Source organism: Photobacterium sagamiensis (genome assembly GCF_050337085.1).
Classification (GTDB): domain Bacteria; phylum Pseudomonadota; class Gammaproteobacteria; order Enterobacterales; family Vibrionaceae; genus Photobacterium; species Photobacterium sagamiensis.
The window spans coordinates 110,332-131,557 of sequence record NZ_JAKJSP010000012.1; the positions used below are offsets into that span (position 1 = coordinate 110,332).

The following is a 21,226-nucleotide window of genomic DNA, read 5'->3' on the forward strand; positions in this document are numbered from 1 at the left end:
TAAAAAAGGCCGCATCAGCGACCTTTCAATGGAGTGGAGTAAGATCACCACTTCTGCTTTGGCTGGAACAAGACATCCAATTCGTCCTGCTCTTTGGCAATCATCTGCTGTCGTTCTTGCTCATGGCTGAGCGATTGATTGCTATCGATCTCACTAAGCATGAGTTGCAGCTTCTCACGCGCTGTATTCGCGTAGTTATCATTTCTAGCCGAAAGTACATCAATGCCTTTCTTTAATAGCTGTTTGGCGGTACCAAGCTGACGTTTGATGATGGAATCATTAGCACGCTTAACCACGTTTTCTATGTTTATGCGAAGCTGCAGACCTTCAAGACGAGCGTTTTCTGTGACGAATAACTGAGTCGAAAAACGGCCTTTACTGTGTTCATTTTTGATAATGGTTTTCAGACGTTTAACCAGCTGTAACATGCCAATGGCTTGTTTGTCTGTACTCGGTACTTTAAAGCCGGCCACATCACTATTAGAATAGTTTGCTTGCAGGTGGTTGATTTGTTCAGCCACACTTTTGATACGTTGCGGCAAGTTTTTATCCGAAGGATCGGCTTCCTTCATACTTTGTAGAGCGAATAAGATACGCTGGTTCAGACATACCAGTAATTCTTTACTGTACGGCAGGTGGTGAGCATTACCAATAAGCTCTTCAGTGGCATCGATGATCGAAATATGCTTTGCAAGTTCTTGGTTTTTCGCACTTTCTAAACGATGGCGGTACTGAATTAATATGTTGTAACCAACAATTAGTATCAGTAACAAGGAAAAAAGGCCTATAACTAAAGGTATACTCATAAGATATGTTTATCTTCCATGCGTTTTTGTACAGGGTTTATAAGATACACTATCTGGCAATTTGGCGATAGCGAGATCCTTTAAATTGCTACCTGTATCGATGAATAGGTTGTTTTTTGCTCATACAGAGAGTGATATCCCCGAACCACTTCAAAATGCAAGAATCCATCTATAAAATGTGTATACCCAAGTGACCTCAAGATGCAGGATTCAGAGTGAGCTCAGCGAGTTCAATTCAAGGAAAATGAGTACAGGAATGGTTGTCCCTTTCAAGCTCATTTGACACAGAAGTGGACACGCTGACTCACTCCCAAAGGGCGAGTTTTATTGGCTCCTATGCTGCGTTGCTGATTTTTGACGTAGAATAACTATGTCTTCAAATCAGCGCCTTACCTAGAAGCCAATAAATTCTCGCTGAAACGAGCATCTTGAGGTCACTTGGGTATAAATGCTTGCACAGATAATACTGGCTACATTGAATAATTTCCGCTGAAAGCGCATTTTTCTAATTCAATTGGTACTAAGATGTAACGGACTATAGGTTGGACGGTGCCATGAAATTACAACAATTAAAATATATCGTTGAGGTTGTGAATCATAACCTTAATGTATCCTCAACGGCAGAGAGCTTATACACCTCACAACCGGGGATCAGTAAACAGGTACGTTTGCTTGAAGATGAACTGGGTATTCAGATTTTTGAACGCAGTGGCAAGCACCTGACCAAAGTGACGGCAGCGGGTACGGATATTGTGCAAATTGCACGTGATATTTTATCGCGGGTAGAAAGCATCAAAACCGTGGCGGGGGAGCATACTCATCCTGAGAAGGGAACGTTGAATATTGCAACGACTCATACTCAAGCTCGTTATGCTTTGCCCCCGGTGATTCAATATTTCACGACCCGTTATCCGAAAGTGTCGTTACATATGCACCAGGGAACGCCATCACAGATAGCCGACGCGGTGGCTAAGGGCACCACCGATTTTGCGATTGCGACAGAAGCACGGCACCTGTATCAAGATATGATTATGTTACCTTGCTATCACTGGAATCGCTCTATTGTCGTACGATCCGATCATCCGCTGGCAAACAAAGCGGAAATCACGATCCATGATTTGGCGGCCTATCCATTGGTGACATATGTATTTGGTTTTACTGGTTGTTCCGAGCTGGATAGTGCGTTTAATCGTTCAGGCTTAACGCCACGAATCGTCTTTACTGCCACAGATGCTGATGTCATTAAGACCTATGTTCGTCTCGGAATTGGTGTGGGTGTTATGGCCAGTATGGCAATGGATCCTGAACTGGATAGTGACCTGGTTGCTATCGATGCCAGCCATATTTTTGATGCGAGTACCACTCAGATTGGCTTTAAAAGAGGCACCTTCCTGCGGAGTTATATGTACGACTTTATAGAGCGTTTTGCTCCTCACCTGGAGCGAAATGTGGTTGATCAGGCTGTTGCGCTAAAAACCAATGGTGAGATTGATGCGATGTTCGCCAATATGGATTTACCGGTCCGCTGATAAATTAAAGAACTAAAGAACTAAAGAACTAAAGAACTAAAGAGTTAAAGAAGCCGCTGGATTCAGCGGCTTTACTATTTGCGCGCCGAAAATGAATGGTATTACTGCGATTGGTTTGAATTTTAGATCAGAACAACGATACCATAGCCGACCGATTTTCTAACTACCACAACCGAAGAGCCACTTCATGACAGGGCATATCCACCAGTTTCGCCAGCTAAATGATCTATTGACGAAAAATCGTGAGTTTTGGCAGTTTATGCCCTTTGCCGAACGGAACTTTGTCTGGGAGCAGACTCATCCGGCGTTGTGTCAGTGGTTAATCAGCTTAACTGAAGATCAGGTCGCGTATTTTAATGAAGATAATGCAGCGTTAGCCGAGGCCTTATCGACGTGGATCCCGGATGCTCCTGAGCTGTATCAATTATCGCAATGCTCATCATTGCCCGTTGAAAATACCGCCGTGCCCAAAGGACTTGATGTTGGTATTCCGGGGCGGAAATGGACCCAAATCTCTGCATTTAGCGCCGTGCTACCGCGATTGCAACTACCATGGTTAGAGTGGTGTGCGGGTAAAGGTCATTTAGGAAGGGTGCTTGCTGCGAACCATCATATGTCGGTAACCAGCCTTGAATGGCAACATCAGTTGTGTGTTGACGGTGAGGCGACGGCTAAGGGATTAGGTTTACCGATCACCTTTATTACTGCCGATGCCTTTGATAAGAGTAGCGAGCAATATATTCAGCCCCAGCAACATGCTGTTGCTTTGCATGCCTGCGGTGATTTACATGTATCACTGTTGCAGCGTGTGGTTGCTAAACAAGGAGCGGCGGTCAGCATTTCACCTTGTTGCTACCATCTGATCCGCGCAAAACACTATCAGCCCCTGTCAGATATCGCGAAGCAGAGTGAGATCACTTTGACCAAGCATGATCTGCGTCTGCCTCTGCAAGAAACCGTCACGGCAGGTCAGCGTGTTCGCCGTCAGCGCTTTGTCGAAGTCAGCTATCGTTTAGGCTTTGATTTGCTGCAGCGTGAATTACGCGGTTGTGATGATTATTTACCAGTACCCAATGTACAGAAAGCTTTGCTCAATGAGGGATTTGTCTCATTCTGTTTTTGGGCGGCTGAGAAAAAGGAACTGTCGTTGCCGGCCGATATTGATTTCGTCTATTGGCAGCAAGAAGGTGAAACAAGATACCAGATCACTGAGCGGATGGAGTTGGTTCGCCAGCTATTTCGGCGACCGCTGGAAATGTGGCTGGTGTATGATCGGGTCTGTTACTTAGAGCAATCAGACTATCAGGTTTCACTCGGTACATTTTGCGATAAACCGGTGACGCCTCGTAATATACTCATTCATGCAGAGCGGAAGACGCATCAGCTATAACTCCTAAACAGCCCCTAATGCAATGCGGTGATAATCGCAGTCATTCCTGAAACAAAGCAAATGGCCAGCGATGCAAGACGAACGGTCTTCTTGGGAATTTTGTCGACATAATGCATCGCTGCTCTGTAACCCAGGTATGAGGCAGGTAATAGTGGCAACGACAGATAAAAGTGGTGAAGGCTCATATAACCAATAGGGACTTGTACTGCTAAAGACAGAAGACTACTGACCACAAAAAATGCGGATAGGTTTGCCCGGATCAGGTTTGCTTCTTGATGTTGCAAAAGCAGTGCTATCGGTGGGCCTCCAATTCCTGAGCTTGTACCAAAGAAACCAGAGAAAAAGCCTGCAATCATCATTCGATTTGGATTTGGCTGGATACGAATAGGAAGTAAGCTTATAGCCACAGCCAAAAGAACCATGATACCTAACCAAAGCGATAGCTGACTGGCATCGACCCAATATAGAAGAAAACCACCTGCGATGGAGCCGGGAACACGACCTAAAAACGCCATCCATAAACCGCCCAGTGAAATAGTCGCCTTATGACGATATGCATTTATTAATGACAGGAATAAAGCAACAGTCGTGATTGGAGCAGGAACATAATCAGGTGAGATTTGATAGAGGATCGGAGCGGTGACAATGGCCAAGCCAAATCCGATAGAGCTTTGAACGAAAGAGCCGATAAAAATCAGCGTCATCGCCAGTAAAATCCCTAATTCCATTTTCTCTTCTCATGCGGTATCCAGACGCGACATTATGTAGTACTTAGCGACATAACTCACGGTTATTTCGGTATATCTTCTCTAATCAGGAGCTACCCGTTAAAGTGCACCGTATTCGCCAATCAATCAGTCACTTATCGTTTTAATGCTTTTTTTAGTTTTGTCTTTACTGAGCGCCAATGGGTCATTGGAATTTTTGGTGCACGATTTAGTAAGTATTGGAATTCCTGTTCAGATGGCTGAACTTCACCACCATGGGCGAGAAAAATTGAATCGGGCTTTAATGCCATGACTTTATTTAATGAAGTACGATAACGGTTGGGATAAAAAACAGGGAATGGAGGGATATAGCGGCCTTTCACCTTAACCATTAAATCTGCGACATAAATGCGATTGCTTGGTAAGTGGTGCAAAGACAAATCTCGGTCGGTGTGACCTTGGGTCGAAAGGGCAACCCATTCAGGAAAGTCGGGTAAAGTATCACCATCGCCAAGTTTATAGTCGGCCTGAAGCTTACTTGAATACCATACATTGCGCGGTGGCTTGTTCATGCGTTTTGCTACCCATTTGGCCAGTAGCATATCGGTGAAATGCATTAATAGTCCGTCAAGCCCTGCATACCATTGCCCAGACACATTGGCTGCTGCAATTTTACAACCGGTTAAACGGCGTAGTTTTTGCGCGGCTCCTGCATGATCTGGGTGCATATGGGTAACAACAACGAGGCTGAGATCATTTATCGATCTTTGCAGCGTGCCCGTAATAAATTGTGTTAACGCTGGTATATCAGCACGGCTACAGCCATCGAGTAATAAAAGCTTGTCTTGGTATTCAGCTAAATAAATCGATTGAATATAACCTTCTAATTGATGTAGTTTCATAGAGTAAGTGGGTACTTTTTATTACTGACTATTTAAGTAATCATCACTGTCTTAAAATTCATTATGGTCTAACTCATCCGACCATACAAGTTGCCAGGTTTATCTACTCGCCCATACCGCGCTGGCATCATTGAGAATTCAGATCAAACAGGGGAGCTACAATGAGCTCCCAGCATGTTCAACAATTACTGGTTGATCTCCTAGTACCCTTTCACATAAATCATGAATAGTTGAAGTTCCTAAACATGTCATCCCGGAATCGAGGTACGAGATATCCGGGATCCAGCTCTAACCGTGTGCGCCTTAGATTCCGTATAAGTTCGTTCCTCACTTTACGGAATGACGACGTTTGGCGACTGAACTCATCAAAACTTCTGCGATGAAGTACTAGTTGGTCGAAACGCGGTTTACTGCAATTTGAATTTTCCAACAACAGATTTTAACTGACTGTTTGCAGCTGCCAGATTGATGGCCTCATTTGTTGTCGCTTCTCCATTAGAAGATAGCTCCCCTACGATTTCACGAATAGCAGCCATATTGCGGGTGATTTCATCGGCAACAGAGCTTTGCTGCTGGGCTGCGGTCGCAATATGGGTATTTAGGTCATTAATGTGGGTGACTGAGTGAGCGATAGTATCAAGGTCATTTTCCACCAAAGACGTACTTTCCGCCGTTTTTTCGCATGTTGATTTAGTCGCAGCCATAGCAGCCATAGCGGAACTTGAACCGTTACGTAACTTATTTAACGTTTGTTCAATTTCTGCTGTACTCGTCTGCGTTCTGGCTGCCAGCGCCCTGACTTCATCAGCGACAACGGCAAACCCTCTGCCTTGCTCTCCGGCACGGGCTGCTTCTATGGCAGCATTTAACGCCAGCAGGTTTGTTTGATCGGCTATTTCACCGATCACATTCAGCACATTGGTGATCTCCAAGGTGTCTTTTTCTATTTCGGCAATGCTGACAGATGTATTTTCAACGTTATCAACAAGTTGAGATACCGTACTTGTAGTGCTGGTTACAACATTTTTAGAGTCTGTAACTTGCGAATTGGTCTTATGAGTGAACTGGGAGGCTTCAGATGCATTACTCGCGACATCATTAGCAGTGGCGCTCATCTCCTCAATAGCAGTAACGATTTGCACCGTCTCTGTTGTATGAGCTGTCAATACCTCGTTGTTTGCGTCTGTTTGGCTTTTAAGCTGGTCGACGCTTCGGGAAATGTGCTCAGAAGACTGCGAGACTTCTAGCATCAAAGATTGCAGGTTCTCGATAAATATATTAATCCCTTCTGAAATTTGGCCCAGGTCATCACGGCTAGTAACCGCCAGTCGTCGAGTGAGATCACCGTTTCCTTTTGATAAATCAACTACCACATCTTTAAGTGTGAGTATTGGGCGGTATAGCTGGTTTAACACCACAATGACAATCAGGAGTGCAATGATTAAAATAACAGCGGATGTTGATAATGCTTTGACTAATGCCGCTTCAACATCGGCATAAACCACCGATTTATCAACACCGACGTAGAGATACCATTTACTCCCGTCAACAAGTGGAATCTCGGAAAAATAGGCACGTTTATCAGCTCCGGCCCACTGGTAATCGGCCGCACCAGAGCCTAAGGCTGACATCTGTTGTTCCAATTTTGGAATATCAAAATAGATCCCCAGCTCATCACTGGGATCTGAGGATGCCAGCTGAGAAAATTGTTCGCTGAGGATGAGGATCACTGCTCCGGGGAAGTCTACATGGCTGATGGTTTCGTTAAGGCTTTTTAATGAAACATCACCGACTACTACACCCTCGCTGTTAATTGGGGTCGCAATGCTCACCATCAAATCTCCGGTTGTATCATCGGTATAGATATCGGTCAGTATGGTTTCTTTTTTTGCCAATGCTTGCCGGTACCAATCACGGGTACGCGGATCATAATCACGAACATCAAAAACACCATTGTTGCCACCGGAATCACCGAAGGCACGGCCATCACTGTAGCCAACGGTAAAGCTGGAATATCCCGCCGATTCGGTGACCAACTTTGCAATCTCAACATATTCGCTGTTTGAGTGATTGGATTGGAAAAAAGCTTTACTTGAGTCGAGTGCACTCACTTTTGTCTGCATCGATAATTCGATTTCACGCTTTGCACTTTTTACAATTAACTGTGATTGTTCTTCAATCGATGCAATTTTGTCGTTTTTGAAATTGTTATAAGACAGCCAGTTGGTGACCAACAGTGCCGCTGATACCAGTAGGGCAACAGTAAATAGAATGCGCTGCTTAAAACCAATACGTCGTAATGAGAGGTCTTTCATATCTGCCTTCTTAGTTCTTAGTTACTACTATAAAAAATATACGGTTTATCAGACGGATAAATTCTAAACTTAAATCGATACACTGTAGAGCGCTGAAATTACTCGTACACTATCGGTTTGAAATACCAGCAGAATATTCTGAGGAAGGATGTTTTTGGCGGTTATGACGGTGTATGGGTTTTTTTACTTCCTTATACAATAAGTTAGACGAATCCATTATCTGCTGGAGTATGCTAAAAACAGATGGTTTGTGAAAACATACACGAACTTGCTGCATAGAAAGCTGAATGCTTTTGTGTTTAAGTTTTTCTTATATTGTTGTGTTTTGTGATGTTCGACCGATTTGAGGGCAGTATCACTGGCTCTGCAGTAAAGGTTGTTATGAGATAAGGCCTCGGTGGAGGCCTTATTTGTTAGTGGGTATATTTCGTTGCGGGGATCTCATTGAGCAAGGCAAATTCACTTGCTTCCAGTTCACTAGGCGGCATTGGCTTACCGAGGAAATAGCCCTGGCAATAATCGAAATTGCATGTTTGCAGGTATTGCAATTGGTTGGCGGTTTCGACACCTTCTGCAACAATTTTTAAATCAAGCTTTTCACAGATTGCCCGAGTTGCTTCTACGATGGCCTGGCTGCCTTTGTGTTCTCCCTGAACAAAACTTTGGTCGAGTTTGACCGTACTGATTGGCAGATCCTGAAGTTGTGAAAGTGAAGAGTATCCGGTTCCGAAATCATCAAGGTAGAGCTCTAATCCCAATGCTGCCAGATCTTCCAGACACTGTTTGGCATCGTCATATTCTTGCAACATGGTTGATTCTGTTAGTTCCAACGCTAACTGGGCAGGGTCAATATCAAACTGTTTTATTATGGATTCAATTGTCGGTGCCAGAGTGGATTGAAGCTGAGCACGTGACAAGTTAACACTCATTATGAACTTTTCATCATACCGGCTATGCCATGAGGCAAGTTGTTGGCAAGCCGTTTTCAGAATCCATTTACCCAAAGGTACAATCTGACCGGTTTCTTCCGCCAGTGGGATAAATTCAGCCGGCGAAACCTGTCCCAGATCTTCGTCGTACCAGCGAATTAATGCTTCAAACCCTTTCAGTTTCCTGGCTTTTAAATCAACAATTGGCTGGTAGTAGAGTTCAAAAGCGTCAGCTTCGAGTGCCAGTGTCAGGTGATGACGTAACGTCATTTTCCGATATAAGGCATCAGCCATATCTGGTGAAAAGTGGTGACTGCGATTACGGCCCCGTAATTTAGCACGGTGCATTGCCATATCGGCCTGGGTGATCAACGTTTCAATCTCCAGGGCATCATCCGGGTAGTTAGCAGTACCGATACTACACCCAATAGAAAGTTCACCGACTTCTTTAATATGAAAAGGCTTATTCAGTTCCTTGATGATTGTCTTTGCAAACAATGGGGTGTTTTGGACATTACGGTGTTCAACCTGAATAATAAACTCATCACCACCAAAACGGGCTAACAAGCCTTTGTGTTGCAGGGTTTCTGTCAAACGTACCGCAATGGCGCATAACAGTTTATCGCCGGTGGCATGGCCATAGGTATCATTCACCAGTTTAAAGCCATCAATGTCGAGAAAAAGCAAATCGTAAGGTTGTTGGCTGTGATGCGATTCTTTTATCGCATTAGAGATACCTTGACGATTAAACAAGCCAGTTAAAAAATCATGTTTTGCATAGTGTTTTGCTTGATTAAGTCTTTCTTTTTCAGGACTAATATTGATTAGGTTTAGTAATAGCTGCTGGTTGTCTTGCAGCCATTTTCCTTTAATATCAAACCAAAGGTGGCTTTGCCCGGTCCAGCATAACTTTTTATGGTTAATTGAACCTTGTTGTTTGGCATCTTCAATCCATGCGTGTGCGAGTTCAATATCACCGAGAAAGTTAGCCAGATCTTGCAAAGAGTGACCAAAAGAGTGGCTAAAGGTATTATTGGCACTGATCAGATCACCTTGTTCGGAAAATAGCAGGACAAGATTAGAACAATCTGAAAAGGCAAGATCGCGACGCATGCTGGATTCTTCGGCAATCACTGCAACCAGCATGACAGCACGCCCATCAGGTAAGGTAATACCCGAGAATGTGCAAAGTACCTTTTTCAATATTTGCTTAGGGGTAAAGTTCCACCAAGTTTTAATCGCTTCTCCGTTATCAAATCGCTGGCGATAACCATTCAAGGTGGCTTCAACAGCCTCTGACATGTCCTGGGCGAAATCTCGGGCAGTTAATTCCTCTAAAGAGCTGGCTTCCCATAAAGGTAAAGAGGTTTTGTTGGCCCAGATTATTTTTTTATTATCAATATCAAACACCCATATAGGTGATTGAATATGATCAAAAAGCGAAAAGGTATGGTTCATCACCAGTGCTTAGATATTGATTAGCTAGAAAGTGGTAGGAGAGTAACTTAAAAATAATTTTATAAATATGATTTATATAAGAAAGCGTGATATCACTTCATTAACTGCAAAAGCAAATGGCATAAATCATTGACAAGTAGTGATAAAAGCCAAAATTATTGCTTTTTTCTTATATTACATTGTGTTTCTTAGTCTAATGCGAGCTTTAGCTGTAAACCAATAAACTGCTTGTCATAAGGTGCACTAGCTTTTAATGCAAAACTTGCTGCATTGGTATCCCCAAACCAAGGGCTATAGGTAAAGCTGACTTCAGTATCACCTTTCCACCAATCTGAAACCCAATAATGGATATGACCGACTGGATTGAGGAAAAAGAGGCTGACTCCTCCCAGAGTATCAGAGCCGAGTACTTCACCACCATTTGCAGTGATGTCTAATTCCGTCTGGAACATGAGCTCACCCACCGCAGCACCGAATAAAGGTGTGACGATAATATCCTGTATCGAGGGAACCTCCGCAAAGGCTTCTACGCCATATTCATAGAAGAACGTTGATACGGTGGCTGAATATAAAAACGATTCCCATTCATCAAAGCCTGAATGACGGGCTGCGGTATAGTAAACACCACCAAAATAAGGGTGCATGATGTAGTTAAGATAATGAGCGTCATTATCCCATACCGGACCTTGGCTGACGTTATCCCACCACTTGCTGCCGAGATTACTTAAGTTGCGATCTTCTTCATCCCAATTGGTCACACTTTCAGGCAGTAAGGTCATCATACCGACCATTGCCAGACTCAGGCCTAAAATGGTGTAAGACTGTTCCAGAAGGTAATCCCAGTTCTGTTCTGGTGCAGTAGAAAGATGCATCGGAATCGTATTGACGGAATTAACAGAGAATAAAGGGGCTACTTCTTTATTTATGTCATTCGCATTGTTATCACCAGATAAAGATTGGTAACCGGGTTGAAAATTATACTCTAGGAAAATACTCTGGCCATCATAACGGTCGTTGCTGACAGGGATCTCATTCCATGCATAAGCCGGAGCGGTTAATGTGCAACTAAGTAAAAATGAAGAGTAAAGTTTATTGCGCAACTTATGCCCCGAAAATTAAAACGAAGACAGATTCCAATATTTATGAGTACAAATCGTCCTAACTCAATGAGTGCACAGATAATTACTGGTATAGCTTAAGATATATATGCGCAATAAGTATCACTGATAATCGGTGATATTCCTAGCATTAATATGAGTTTTATTGGGTATGTAAAGGCTCGGATTGCCGAGCCTTAACAAGAGGAGGAATGGGAATTTAATGAGCAGCAATTATGTTGAAAGATAAACAGGCCCTAACCAACAGCAGGAATAACACCTGCCATCTGCAAGAACTGCGCGGTGATAATAAGAATACCTGCACCAGTAACAGCAACCAGGGCTGGTGTTCCGCCACGAACCTGATAGCTCAGATCTGTCTGTTGTTGTTTCCGTTGCACATTAACCATTGCAACCGGTAAGAATATAGCCAGAATCACCAAAGCAATTGCCGCATAGCCAAGTGCCGTAATAAAGCCTTGTGGATAGAAAAGTGCAAAACCCAATGGCGGAATGAAAGTGACCAGCGCTGTTTGCAAACGCCCTTTTGCTTGATTGTCGCGGCTTAAAATATCGGATAGGAAATCAAACAGGCCCAKACTTACACCAAGGAAAGAGGTCGCCAGTGCCAGATCAGCAAAAATAGAGACCGATTTACTGACCAATGGGTTATGGAGCATTTCACTTAACGTACTAATGAATGAGCCAAGTGTTGTACTGGCCATTAAATCAGGCTGGCTTAATACCCCCTGACTGGCAATTTGCCAAAGAATATAAATGATCAGCGGAACAGCAGAGCCGATCACCATTATTTTACGCAGTACCTTAACATCTAAACCGACATAGCGAACAATTGAAGGAATGCTACCGTGAAAGCCAAATGAGGTGAAGATCACTGGCAGAGCAGAAATGATTAACCCGTTTTGTACTGGCATATCAACGAGGTGCTGGCCTTGAACATGCGGAACGAGTAAACCAAGCATCACAGCCAGTGCGATGATTTTCAGGGTGAACAGGATACGGTTAACAATATCGACCGAATGCGTACCAATAGAGACAGCCGTCGCAATAATCAGGGTAAAGCTAATAACGCCAACCTGAGGAGCCACGTTCAATCCCATCCAGTTATTGAGCTTATCGTTTAACTGATCGCCGCCACCGGCAATGTAAGCTGCACATAATGCATAAAATAAAAACATCATAGCAAAGCTGGCGATAACCTGACCTTTGCGACCTAGTAGCTGATGGGCCAGGCTATGTAAGGTCGCATTTTGATCGGCATGCTGGTGGACTTCCAGCATTAGCAACGCGGTATAAATCATTAATGCCCAAATGGCGAACATAGTAAGAGTTGCAGCGGTAAACCCAAGCCCGGCAGAAGCCAGTGGTAATGCCAGCATGCCCGCGCCGATCGTGGTTCCGGCGATGATCAGCGTGCTGCCGAAAGTTTTGTTCATGGTCATTAAAATTGTAGTTCCCAGATTTATAAGCGTTTTTGTGGTTCGGGAGAGGTGTGTACACCGGTGGTTAATCTCCCAATCGGAAAATAAAGCCACAACGGCGTAATCGAGTTCAAACTGTTAAGTTTAGTTTACACCTGATCATACCATTGTGGCTGGCGATAATAGGTGTAGCAATAGGCGATATTCACAATTCTTGCTCTTTAATTAGTGGTAACGGGCAGGGTAAAGACAAAAAGGTGCTTTTATCTGCTGGTCGATACCTTAAAGCCAGTTAGCTCAACTGTCAACTTTTGCGATCTCTGGTGTAAATCTATATTTACACTGTGGGGTTCTGTTCTTGTCTGTCTATTCACGCTTACCCTTGCGAAGTGATCCTATAACCACTGAATGTCGCATATTGAAGTAATTTGGGTATATATTGATATCAGATGAATTACAGAAGAGGGAAGTCATGTTGCAGATTGCGATGATCAGTACTGGTGAAGAAGTGTTGCACGGAGATATTGTTGATACGAATGCGGCATGGTTATCACGTCTTTTTTTTCAGCATGGCTTTGCGTTATCTCGTCGTACGACGGTTGGTGATCAGCTAGAAGCGCTTGCTACTGAAATAGAACACTGCAGTCTTACCTCTGATATTGTGGTGATTAATGGGGGATTAGGGCCAACCAGTGATGATTTAACCGCCCAGGCTGCGGCCATAGCCAGTGACGCTGGCCTTGAGCAATCTGATTATTGGGTCGAGCAGATGCAGGTTAAGTACCAGAAACTGGGCAGGGAAATGCCAAAGACTAACCTGAAGCAAGCCATGTTACCTGAAGGGGCTGAGTTGTTAGAAAACCCGATAGGTACAGCGTGTGGTTTTGCGATGAAGCTTAATCGTGCCTGGTTGTTTTTCACCCCTGGTGTCCCCAGTGAATTTAAGCAGATGGTGCAAGTTGAAATTGTCCCACGCTTAACCCGCGCTTTTCCTAAGGTAGCAGCGCGTGATTGCCTTCGCTTTTATACGTTTGGCTTATCAGAATCGGGCATTGGCGAGACATTATCTCCATTGTCTTTGCCTAAAGGGTATGAGATTGGCTATCGCTCGGCATTGCCGTTTATTGAAATAAAGCTGTTTGCACCCAGAGGGGATGAGCAAGCTCATTCTCTGCAGCAAACAATGGTCTCACTGTTGGGGGATAATGTAGTTGGTGTTGGAAAAACGCTGCCTGAGCTGGTTGGAGAGTTGCTGGTTAAGCAAGATCTTAGCTTAACCGTTGCAGAGCAGTCTACCGGTGGCTGGTTAACCAGTTGGCTGCAGGATTTCCCGAACGCCAAGGCGAAACTCCGTCAGGGATGGATGCTGGCGGCGAATACTGAGCATGAGATTGAGACAAAGGATCTGCTTGCGTCTGCGTTGGCGATGGCAACAGCGGCCAGAGATAACACGGCATCAGATATTGCGTTGGTATCCGGCCCTGTTCATGATGATAAAGTTGCTGTCGCATTATCAACGCCACAAGGTGATTGGGCGCAGCTAATCAAAACAAAACGTCGCTATGGATCAAATGACCACCGTAATATGGTCGCGACACTGATGCTTGATATGTTACGCCGCTGGCTGGATGACAGGGCGGTGATTGGTCAATATGAATCGATCCAGCGTGAGAGTGAGATTTTTTTGCCTGCCGATAAATAATACTTATATACCCAAACGACTTCAAAACGCAGAGTTCATTAGTATCTCAAGGTGTTTTTAACAAAGCGAACAGTTGCGCTTTACGCCCTTAGTGTAACTATTCTGTACATCCATGTTACCTGATGGCTATCTTGTGTACGATAGCTATCGACAACAGCCTATTTCAGTGGGTATTGAACAAGCTCGTTCTGATATTATTTGTAACTGATCTTGCTAATTGTTTTTTTTGGGGCATATACCTTCAGTTGGGTTTATCCCCTTAAGAAACTTGAACAAATCACTCTCAGTGGACAACACTAGAGTGGTATTTTCAGAAATGATCACTCGGTAGGATTGCATGGTACGAGTAAATTCATACAAGCTCACAGCTTGTGGACTTTGGTTATATGCCTGTGCGTATATTTCTGTGGCTTTGGCATCGGCCACGCCACGGATCTCTTCCACCTGGCGATAGGCTTCGGATTGTATTTTGTTTAAATCGCGAACTCGATTACCACGGATCCTGGCAGCCTCACCCTTTCCCTCGGAAAGAAAGCGCTCTGCAATTTGGCGGCGCTCACTGACCATACGGTCATAAATCTTTGGTCGCACACTCGCGTTATAGTTAATACGCTTAAAACGAATGTCCAATAATTCAATACCAAATACCCGGACTTTTTCAGCCGCAGCTGCAAAGATTTCTTCCTCTACCAACTTGCGTCCTTTTTGAATCGGCACCAAGTTTCCCATTTTTAATTCGCGTTCGGCCTCTGTGAGCCGTTCATCACGCAAAGGTTGCCGATTTTTCGTGGTGCGGATAATTTCGATCAATTCATGTTTCGCGACTGCGTTGCGGGTTTCGCTGCCGAGAATATCGTCTAACCGTGATTGGGCACTGCGCTCGTCACGCAAGCGAAGAAAATACTGTAATGGTTCCGTTATCCGCCAACGCGCAAACAAATCCACCGAAATATACAGTTTATCTTTCGTCGGCATGTCAGATGGGGCACCATCCCATTCTAGTATCCGCTTGTCGATAGCGTTAACTTCTTGTATAAAAGGGATTTTCACATTGAGTCCAGCCTCAGTAACCGGATCTCCCACCGGTTTACCAAATTGGGTGATAATCACTTGTTCGACTTCACTCACTGTATAGAGCCCCCCTTTCACAGACAGAGCGACAATAAGTAAGATGGCGAGGGCAATGAAAGGCTTAGCGTTTTTCATGGCAGCTCTCCTTGCCCGGCATTGAGATCCAGGAATGGCAAAATACTGTGTGTTCGTTCATCAATGATAATTTTTGAACGTATCGCGGGCAAAACCTCTTGCATGGTTTCAATATATATTCGCCGGCGTGTTACTTCTGGCGCTTTGCTGTACTCAACTAACAAGGCATTGAATCGAGCGGCATCGCCCTCTGCTTCATTAATCCTTTTAAGCCGATAACCATCAGCTTCACGGATACGCTGATCCTTCTCACCTTCCGCCAATGGAATCACTTTGTTGTAATCCCTGCGTGCCTCATTAATGAGTTTTTCTTTCTCTTGCTGCGCCTGATTGACTTCATTAAACGACTCCTGAACGGGTTTAGGCGGATTAATATTTTTAAGTTGCACCTGATCAATGCTGATCCCCATTGCATACTTAGTTGAAAGCATTTGCATTTTGATCAGCGCTTCTGATTCAATTTCTTGTCGGCCAATTGTTATGACCTCATCAACGGTGCGATCACCCACCACTTCGCGCATCACGGATTCGGATACATCGCGGAGCGTTGCGTTGGGTTCACGCACCTTAAATAAGAATTTAACGGGATCAGCGATACGGTATTGAACGACCCACTCGACTAATGCGGCATTTAAATCACCGGTAACCATCTGCGTTTCTAAATCACCATCATGAGGACGAGGACTTTGGTAAGGGGCATTGGAACCTAGTGTGGTAAAGCCAAATTCTTGTTTTAACTGGCGTTTGATAGGAACAATAATGGCTGTGTCAATGCCGAGCGGAAGCTTGAAGTGTAAACCTGGAGGAATTTTTTTTATATATTTGCCAAAGCGCTGCACCACAGCAACGGAATCACTGGGAACGGTGTAGAAAGCACTCCAAAAACTAAGGGCGAAGAAAAGAAGCAATACGAGAATGAATATACTACTTAGATCTATTCTTGGAATAAATCGTTTAGTCCTGATGTAGTCTTTGTGAATGATTTGACCGGTTTCGGGAGGGGGATTAGTCCTACGCTCCCAAGGATCTCCGGGGGCGTTGTTATCATTAGGAGATGACATAATATTTGCCCTTTGTAGTGGCAAAAAATATTTGTATTAATAAAGACTGGTCGGCTTTGAATGATTTTTCAAGAAGATATGTTAAATAAAGTTAGATAAAATCAATGTGTTGTTTTCCAATAAATCTAATAAGTGTTTTGGAGATACACTTATGTTGCGGGGATCAGTAAAGGGTATCCATCATTCTCCGAAAATGCAGAACAAGACCTCATCGACAACCAGGCTTAGAGCCTCTATCTAAGTCGATCAACCAATAGTGGAATCTACGACCAAATGGATTCTTAACACACAGCAGCTAGCTCTGCTGCACCCCCAGGTTTTACTTTTTCCAATTCTAAACTAGTTTTATTAGGGGGCTCATCAGCTCTATCCCCGATTTTAACCACAAATGTCAACGGAAGGTGGTGTAATGGCGATTGCACAAGCGGTATCAAAATATTTAACCAAAAAAAACATTTCATTTAAAACTGTTGTTCACCCTAAATCATCTTCTAGCTGCGAGACAGCTCACGCCGCTAATATCCCCGAAGATCATCTTGCCAAGAGTGTTGTATTAAAAGATGAAAAGGGATATCTGTTGGCGGTGATCCCTGCCAGTGAGTGGATAAGTCTCAATCGGCTAAATGATGAGCTAAACAGAGAACTCCAGTTAGTACCTGAAAATGAAATGGAAAAATTATTTTCTGATTGCCGACCCGGTGCGGTCCCCCCCTTAGGAGAGGCCTACGGGATTGAGACCGTTATGGACGAGGCATTCAATTCACTGTCCAAGGTTTATTTTGAGGCGGGTGATCATGAACAGCTTATAGTGGTTGGCAGTGAACAGTTTCAGACATTGATGAAAGGTGTTCGCCACGGTCATTATTATAATCCAGGCTGAAAAACGCCATGTTTAAAAAACAGCCAATTAGCGGAGCAAAGGATCATGAGATCTCTGCCCGTGCCGGTCGCTCTTCTGTGTTGAAGGCACTGACACGATGAAAACCTTGAGCATTGACGGTGATCAGGGGGAAGGCGGCGGTCAGGTGCTGCGTACTTGCCTGACTTTGTCGCTGTTATATCGGATCGATTTCACCATCAGTAATATCCGAGTGCGGCGTGACAACCCCGGATTGAGGCGCCAGCATTTGACCTGCGTTCGAGCCGCCAAGGTGATCAGCTGTGCCCGGGTCGAGGGCGATGAACTCGGTTCAACCGAGCTTAGTTTCAGCCCTGGCAGGGTGCAGGGAGGGGAATACAACTTCGATATCGGCAGCGCCGGCAGTACTCCCCTGTTATTTCAGACGCTGTTGTTACCCCTGTTACAGGCCAAAAAGGAGAGCCGCTTGCACCTAACTGGCGGTACCCATAATCCCTTGGCTCCGACCCTGACCTATCTTAGGCGCAGCTTTTTGCCTTTGTTGCGGCGTATGGGGGCCGAGGTTGAGATAGAAGTTGAGCAATGGGGCTTTGCACCGGCCGGAGGCGGAAAATGGCAAGCCAGGATCAAGCCGTCAAACCTCAAGCCGCTTGAATTGCTCAAGCGGGGCAAGCTGAAAAAGTGTCGGCTGATTAGCTATTGTTCCGGGCTGCCGCAACGAATTGGTGAGCGGGAGATCGACACTTTTATCCAACACTACCGCGGACGTATCGATGAGATCTGCATACGCCGCCCCAGGGCCTTATCCAGCGGTAATCTGCTGTGTTTCGATATGAAATTTGAACAGATGCAATTGAGCATGATCCAACTGGGAAGGTTAAGGTTGAGAGCCGAATCCGTCGCTGAGATGCTGAGTCGGCAGGTAAAGGGGTATCTGTCTTCTGATGCTGTGCTGGATCACTATTTAACGGATCAGATCATGTTGCCGATGGTGGCGGCACGGGGGGGGTATTTTAGCTGCGACCAACTGTCGGGGCATGCGAGCACTAATCTCGACGTGATTGCCCAGATGTCCGGGTATCATCTTCTATTTAAGCCCGGGTATCCATGCAAACTGATGGGGTGATCTTTAACAGCAGTAAGTTGACTGTTGTTTATTACGCCATATTTACCTGTTTTTCATACAATATAATGAAAAGCCCATACAGTGATGGGCTTTGGATCGTTTTCCGGGCGTTATGGTAACTCCTTAAGTTTATGTTGATAGTCGCTACTCAGATCTCCATCAAAAACAAGCACCAAAAAATAATTTCTAGATAGGTCTTTTTCTTTGAAATGTTCAAGAATTTTTTTTGCTGTGTTTAAGTCGCCATAAACACCATCTGTATAACCGGTTCCCTCTTGATAAATCATATAACTAAAATTCATAGAATTATCCTTATCAATAATTTAATTGATATCAAAAAAGCATTGTATCCAGCGGCTAACAAATCACACATTTTGTTTGGTATTCAGCTACAAAGCTAATTGCTAAAATTGATATGGACTTCTTTAGCAGCATAGCGATTCAATCGCATGAGTATGAGTCGGTATAAACTACCTTCTGTATATGGTGATAAATATCCTGTTGCTCTACACGCTTCATCTTGTACCTCTTGTACCTCTTGTACCTCTTGTACCTCTTGTACCTCTTGTACCTCAGAAGCCTTTGGTTGTGAGTCCGGCAGGATATACGTCCAGATTTAAGACGGTTTCTGGGCGATTAGGTTATAAGAACAATTTTAGTAAAAAGATTCTTAAGTGTGAGCTTTATCCGCTATAGCCTCGATTATGATTGCCTTGCTGGAGAGGTTAGTATGAGATTCTATTTTCTTCCATACCTCAACGGACTCGCGGTATGCAATGCAGATATCAAATTAAAGTTGGCTCTATCGTGTAGTGACGGGAGGGCAAATAGAACGCTAGAAAGTTTGATGAACTAATACCAATTCCATTAATTATCTAATCATTCAGAACACCACTGGGAGTCTAGTTCAAGGATAGCGATTGATAGAAGAGTGGTTCTCTTTTGAAATCGCTAGACACAGAAATTGGCTTCCAGTGGTGTTCCCTTCGGGCGTGTTTAAAATGCTTTTATACTACGTTAATAAATATCAATTTAGAGCCACTAGATTTTCAATTTATCGCCTTGTCTAAAAGCATTTTAACTCTCGCTGAATTGATCAGATAATTAATGGATTTGGTATAACCTGCACGTTGATCTGCGAAGCAGTGTAATCAGAATAGGTTGAGTTCGATGTGCTGCATCTCAACCCGTTTGAGACTTCAATGTAGCGATAAGTTCATAATTGAACTCTAATTCTACATTTGCCTTAGGGATTGAACGGCAAGCCAGAATTTCATTTTGACCAACAAAAGCCATGGCATCTTGCTGATCGACAGCGCCTGATTTGAGTTGGCAGCGGCAAGCGCCACACATGCCGTTGCGGCATTGGTACTCTGGCTGTATACCGGCATTTTCTAGCTGTACCAGCAAAGGCTCACGGCTATTGCCGTGAACCTCTTGTCCGTTAACCGTAATGGTTAGTCGACTCACAGCTCGAAATCACCAAGATCATCGGCACTGACATCGTTATCAATCTGACCGACAAGGTAAGAGCTGATCTCAGCTTCCTGCGGAGCAACCTGAACATTGTCTGATGACAACCAGGAGTTGATCCATGGAATTGGATTTTGCGTTGCGCCTGGGTAGGCATGTTCAAGACCAACCGCTTTCATGCGCAAGTTAGTGATGTACTCAACGTACTGGCAAAGAATATCTTTGTTCAGACCAATCATAGAGCCATCTTTGAACAGATATTCAGCCCATTCTTTTTCTTGCTCTGCTGCTTCTTTGAAAATATCAAAGCATTCTTGCTTGCATTCAGCCGCAATCTCTTCCATTTCAGGATCGTCATGGCCGTTACGAAGCAGGTTAAGAATGTGCTGAGTACCCGTCAGGTGCAGGGCTTCATCTCGAGCGATTAGCTTGATGATTTTCGCATTACCTTCCATTAGCTCGCGTTCTGCGAAAGCAAATGAGCAGGCAAAACTCACGTAAAAGCGAATAGCTTCCAGCGCGTTCACCGACATCATGCAAAGGTATAATTTTTTCTTGATGTCGCGAAGGTTTACCGTAATGATTTTGCCATTAACGGTGTGTGTCCCTTCGCCTAAACGATGATAATCGTTTGTTGCCGAGATCAGATCGTCATAGTACTTGGAAATGTCACCAGCACGTTTGATGATGTATTCGTTTTCAACGATATCATCAAAGACTACCGCAGGATCATTCATAATGTTGCGGATGATATGGGTATATGAACGCGAGTGGATCGTTTCAGAGAACGACCATGTTTCAATCCAGGTCTCTAACTCTGGAATAGACACAATCGGCAGCAGGGCAACATTCGGGCTACGGCCCTGAATAGAATCCAGTAACGTCTGATATTTCAGGTTACTGATAAAAATGTGCTTTTCATGATCAGGCAGATTGTTGTAATCAATACGATCGCCTGAGACATCCACTTCTTCAGGGCGCCAGAAAAACGAAAGCTGTTTTTCGATTAGCTTTTCGAAAATCTCAAATTTTTGCTGGTCATAGCGAGCAACGTTGACTGACTGGCCAAAGAACATTGGTTCTTTTAGCTGATCGTTATTGGTTTGACAAAAAGTGCTATATGCCATCATTTCCTCAAAATCAAAGGGGAGCTGACGCTCCCATTTAATGTTTAATACTCATCGTTCAGTACTGTGCAGCTTGCACAAAATCTGAACCGAAAGT

17 protein-coding genes are annotated in these 21,226 nt (G+C 44.1%); 5 read left to right on the top strand and 12 right to left on the bottom strand.

The window, feature by feature from the left end; translation table 11 throughout:
* Positions 1 to 44: 44 nt before the first annotated feature.
* The gene (locus tag L4D76_RS02850; protein WP_428439420.1) at positions 45 to 806 is read right to left on the bottom strand and encodes a DNA repair protein; all 762 of its coding nucleotides are present in this window, start codon (positions 804 to 806) and stop codon (positions 45 to 47) included.
* 554 nt (positions 807 to 1,360) lie between these two features.
* Here L4D76_RS02850 and cysB point away from each other — a divergent pair.
* Positions 1,361 to 2,335: an HTH-type transcriptional regulator CysB gene (gene cysB / locus L4D76_RS02855; protein WP_428439421.1), complete on the top strand. Its 975-nt coding sequence runs from the start codon at positions 1,361 to 1,363 to the stop codon at positions 2,333 to 2,335.
* Between the two features lie 187 nt (positions 2,336 to 2,522).
* Entirely contained in the window at positions 2,523 to 3,725 is a 1,203-nt protein-coding gene (locus L4D76_RS02860; protein ID WP_428439422.1) for a methyltransferase, read from the top strand.
* Between the two features lie 14 nt (positions 3,726 to 3,739).
* Here the strand turns inward: L4D76_RS02860 and L4D76_RS02865 are convergent, their stop codons facing one another.
* The 6 genes from L4D76_RS02865 to tyrP form a co-directional block, all read right to left on the bottom strand.
* Positions 3,740 to 4,453 (bottom strand): sulfite exporter TauE/SafE family protein, encoded by a 714-nt coding sequence (locus tag L4D76_RS02865; RefSeq protein ID WP_428439423.1) that lies wholly within the window; start codon positions 4,451 to 4,453, stop codon positions 3,740 to 3,742.
* Between the two features lie 134 nt (positions 4,454 to 4,587).
* Entirely contained in the window at positions 4,588 to 5,334 is a 747-nt protein-coding gene (locus tag L4D76_RS02870) for an MBL fold metallo-hydrolase (protein ID WP_428439424.1), read from the bottom strand.
* Between the two features lie 407 nt (positions 5,335 to 5,741).
* A complete protein-coding gene (locus L4D76_RS02875; RefSeq protein WP_428439425.1) occupies positions 5,742 to 7,649 on the bottom strand; it encodes a methyl-accepting chemotaxis protein in 1,908 nt (635 codons plus the stop codon).
* Between the two features lie 413 nt (positions 7,650 to 8,062).
* On the bottom strand, positions 8,063 to 10,036 hold the full coding sequence (locus L4D76_RS02880; protein ID WP_428439426.1) for an EAL domain-containing protein: 1,974 nt from the start codon (positions 10,034 to 10,036) through the stop codon (positions 8,063 to 8,065).
* A gap of 188 nt (positions 10,037 to 10,224) precedes the next feature.
* Positions 10,225 to 11,136: a DUF3943 domain-containing protein gene (locus L4D76_RS02885; RefSeq protein ID WP_428439427.1), complete on the bottom strand. Its 912-nt coding sequence runs from the start codon at positions 11,134 to 11,136 to the stop codon at positions 10,225 to 10,227.
* 254 nt (positions 11,137 to 11,390) lie between these two features.
* Positions 11,391 to 12,596 carry a tyrosine transporter TyrP gene (tyrP, locus tag L4D76_RS02890; RefSeq protein WP_428439428.1) on the bottom strand — a complete coding sequence of 402 codons (1,206 nt, stop codon included), beginning with the start codon at positions 12,594 to 12,596 and terminating at the stop codon, positions 11,391 to 11,393.
* Positions 12,597 to 13,047: 451 nt separating this feature from the next.
* Between tyrP and L4D76_RS02895 the strand changes: the two genes are divergently transcribed.
* The gene (locus L4D76_RS02895) at positions 13,048 to 14,277 is read left to right on the top strand and encodes a CinA family nicotinamide mononucleotide deamidase-related protein (RefSeq protein WP_428439429.1); all 1,230 of its coding nucleotides are present in this window, start codon (positions 13,048 to 13,050) and stop codon (positions 14,275 to 14,277) included.
* A 213-nt stretch (positions 14,278 to 14,490) separates the two neighbouring features.
* Here the strand turns inward: L4D76_RS02895 and hflC are convergent, their stop codons facing one another.
* A complete protein-coding gene (hflC, locus tag L4D76_RS02900) occupies positions 14,491 to 15,483 on the bottom strand; it encodes a protease modulator HflC (protein WP_428439430.1) in 993 nt (330 codons plus the stop codon).
* Positions 15,480 to 16,544: an FtsH protease activity modulator HflK gene (hflK, locus tag L4D76_RS02905; protein ID WP_428439431.1), complete on the bottom strand. Its 1,065-nt coding sequence runs from the start codon at positions 16,542 to 16,544 to the stop codon at positions 15,480 to 15,482. The genes hflC and hflK overlap by 4 nt, the downstream gene beginning before the upstream one ends.
* Before the next feature lie 409 nt (positions 16,545 to 16,953).
* On the opposite strand from hflK, the gene L4D76_RS02910 reads away from it, so the two are divergent.
* Both L4D76_RS02910 and rtcA read left to right on the top strand, forming a co-directional pair.
* On the top strand, positions 16,954 to 17,424 hold the full coding sequence (locus L4D76_RS02910; RefSeq protein WP_428439432.1) for an aminoacyl-tRNA deacylase: 471 nt from the start codon (positions 16,954 to 16,956) through the stop codon (positions 17,422 to 17,424).
* A gap of 97 nt (positions 17,425 to 17,521) precedes the next feature.
* Positions 17,522 to 18,529, top strand: a complete 1,008-nt coding sequence (rtcA, locus tag L4D76_RS02915) for an RNA 3'-terminal phosphate cyclase (RefSeq protein WP_428439433.1) — start codon at positions 17,522 to 17,524, stop codon at positions 18,527 to 18,529.
* A 110-nt stretch (positions 18,530 to 18,639) separates the two neighbouring features.
* Here the strand turns inward: rtcA and L4D76_RS02920 are convergent, their stop codons facing one another.
* The 3 genes from L4D76_RS02920 to nrdB form a co-directional block, all read right to left on the bottom strand.
* Positions 18,640 to 18,831: a hypothetical protein gene (locus tag L4D76_RS02920; protein WP_428439434.1), complete on the bottom strand. Its 192-nt coding sequence runs from the start codon at positions 18,829 to 18,831 to the stop codon at positions 18,640 to 18,642.
* A gap of 880 nt (positions 18,832 to 19,711) precedes the next feature.
* On the bottom strand, positions 19,712 to 19,999 hold the full coding sequence (locus L4D76_RS02925; RefSeq protein WP_428439435.1) for a 2Fe-2S iron-sulfur cluster-binding protein: 288 nt from the start codon (positions 19,997 to 19,999) through the stop codon (positions 19,712 to 19,714).
* Positions 19,996 to 21,129: a class Ia ribonucleoside-diphosphate reductase subunit beta gene (gene nrdB / locus L4D76_RS02930; protein WP_428439569.1), complete on the bottom strand. Its 1,134-nt coding sequence runs from the start codon at positions 21,127 to 21,129 to the stop codon at positions 19,996 to 19,998. Before nrdB ends, L4D76_RS02925 begins: the two co-directional genes overlap by 4 nt.
* Positions 21,130 to 21,226: the final 97 nt, after the last annotated feature.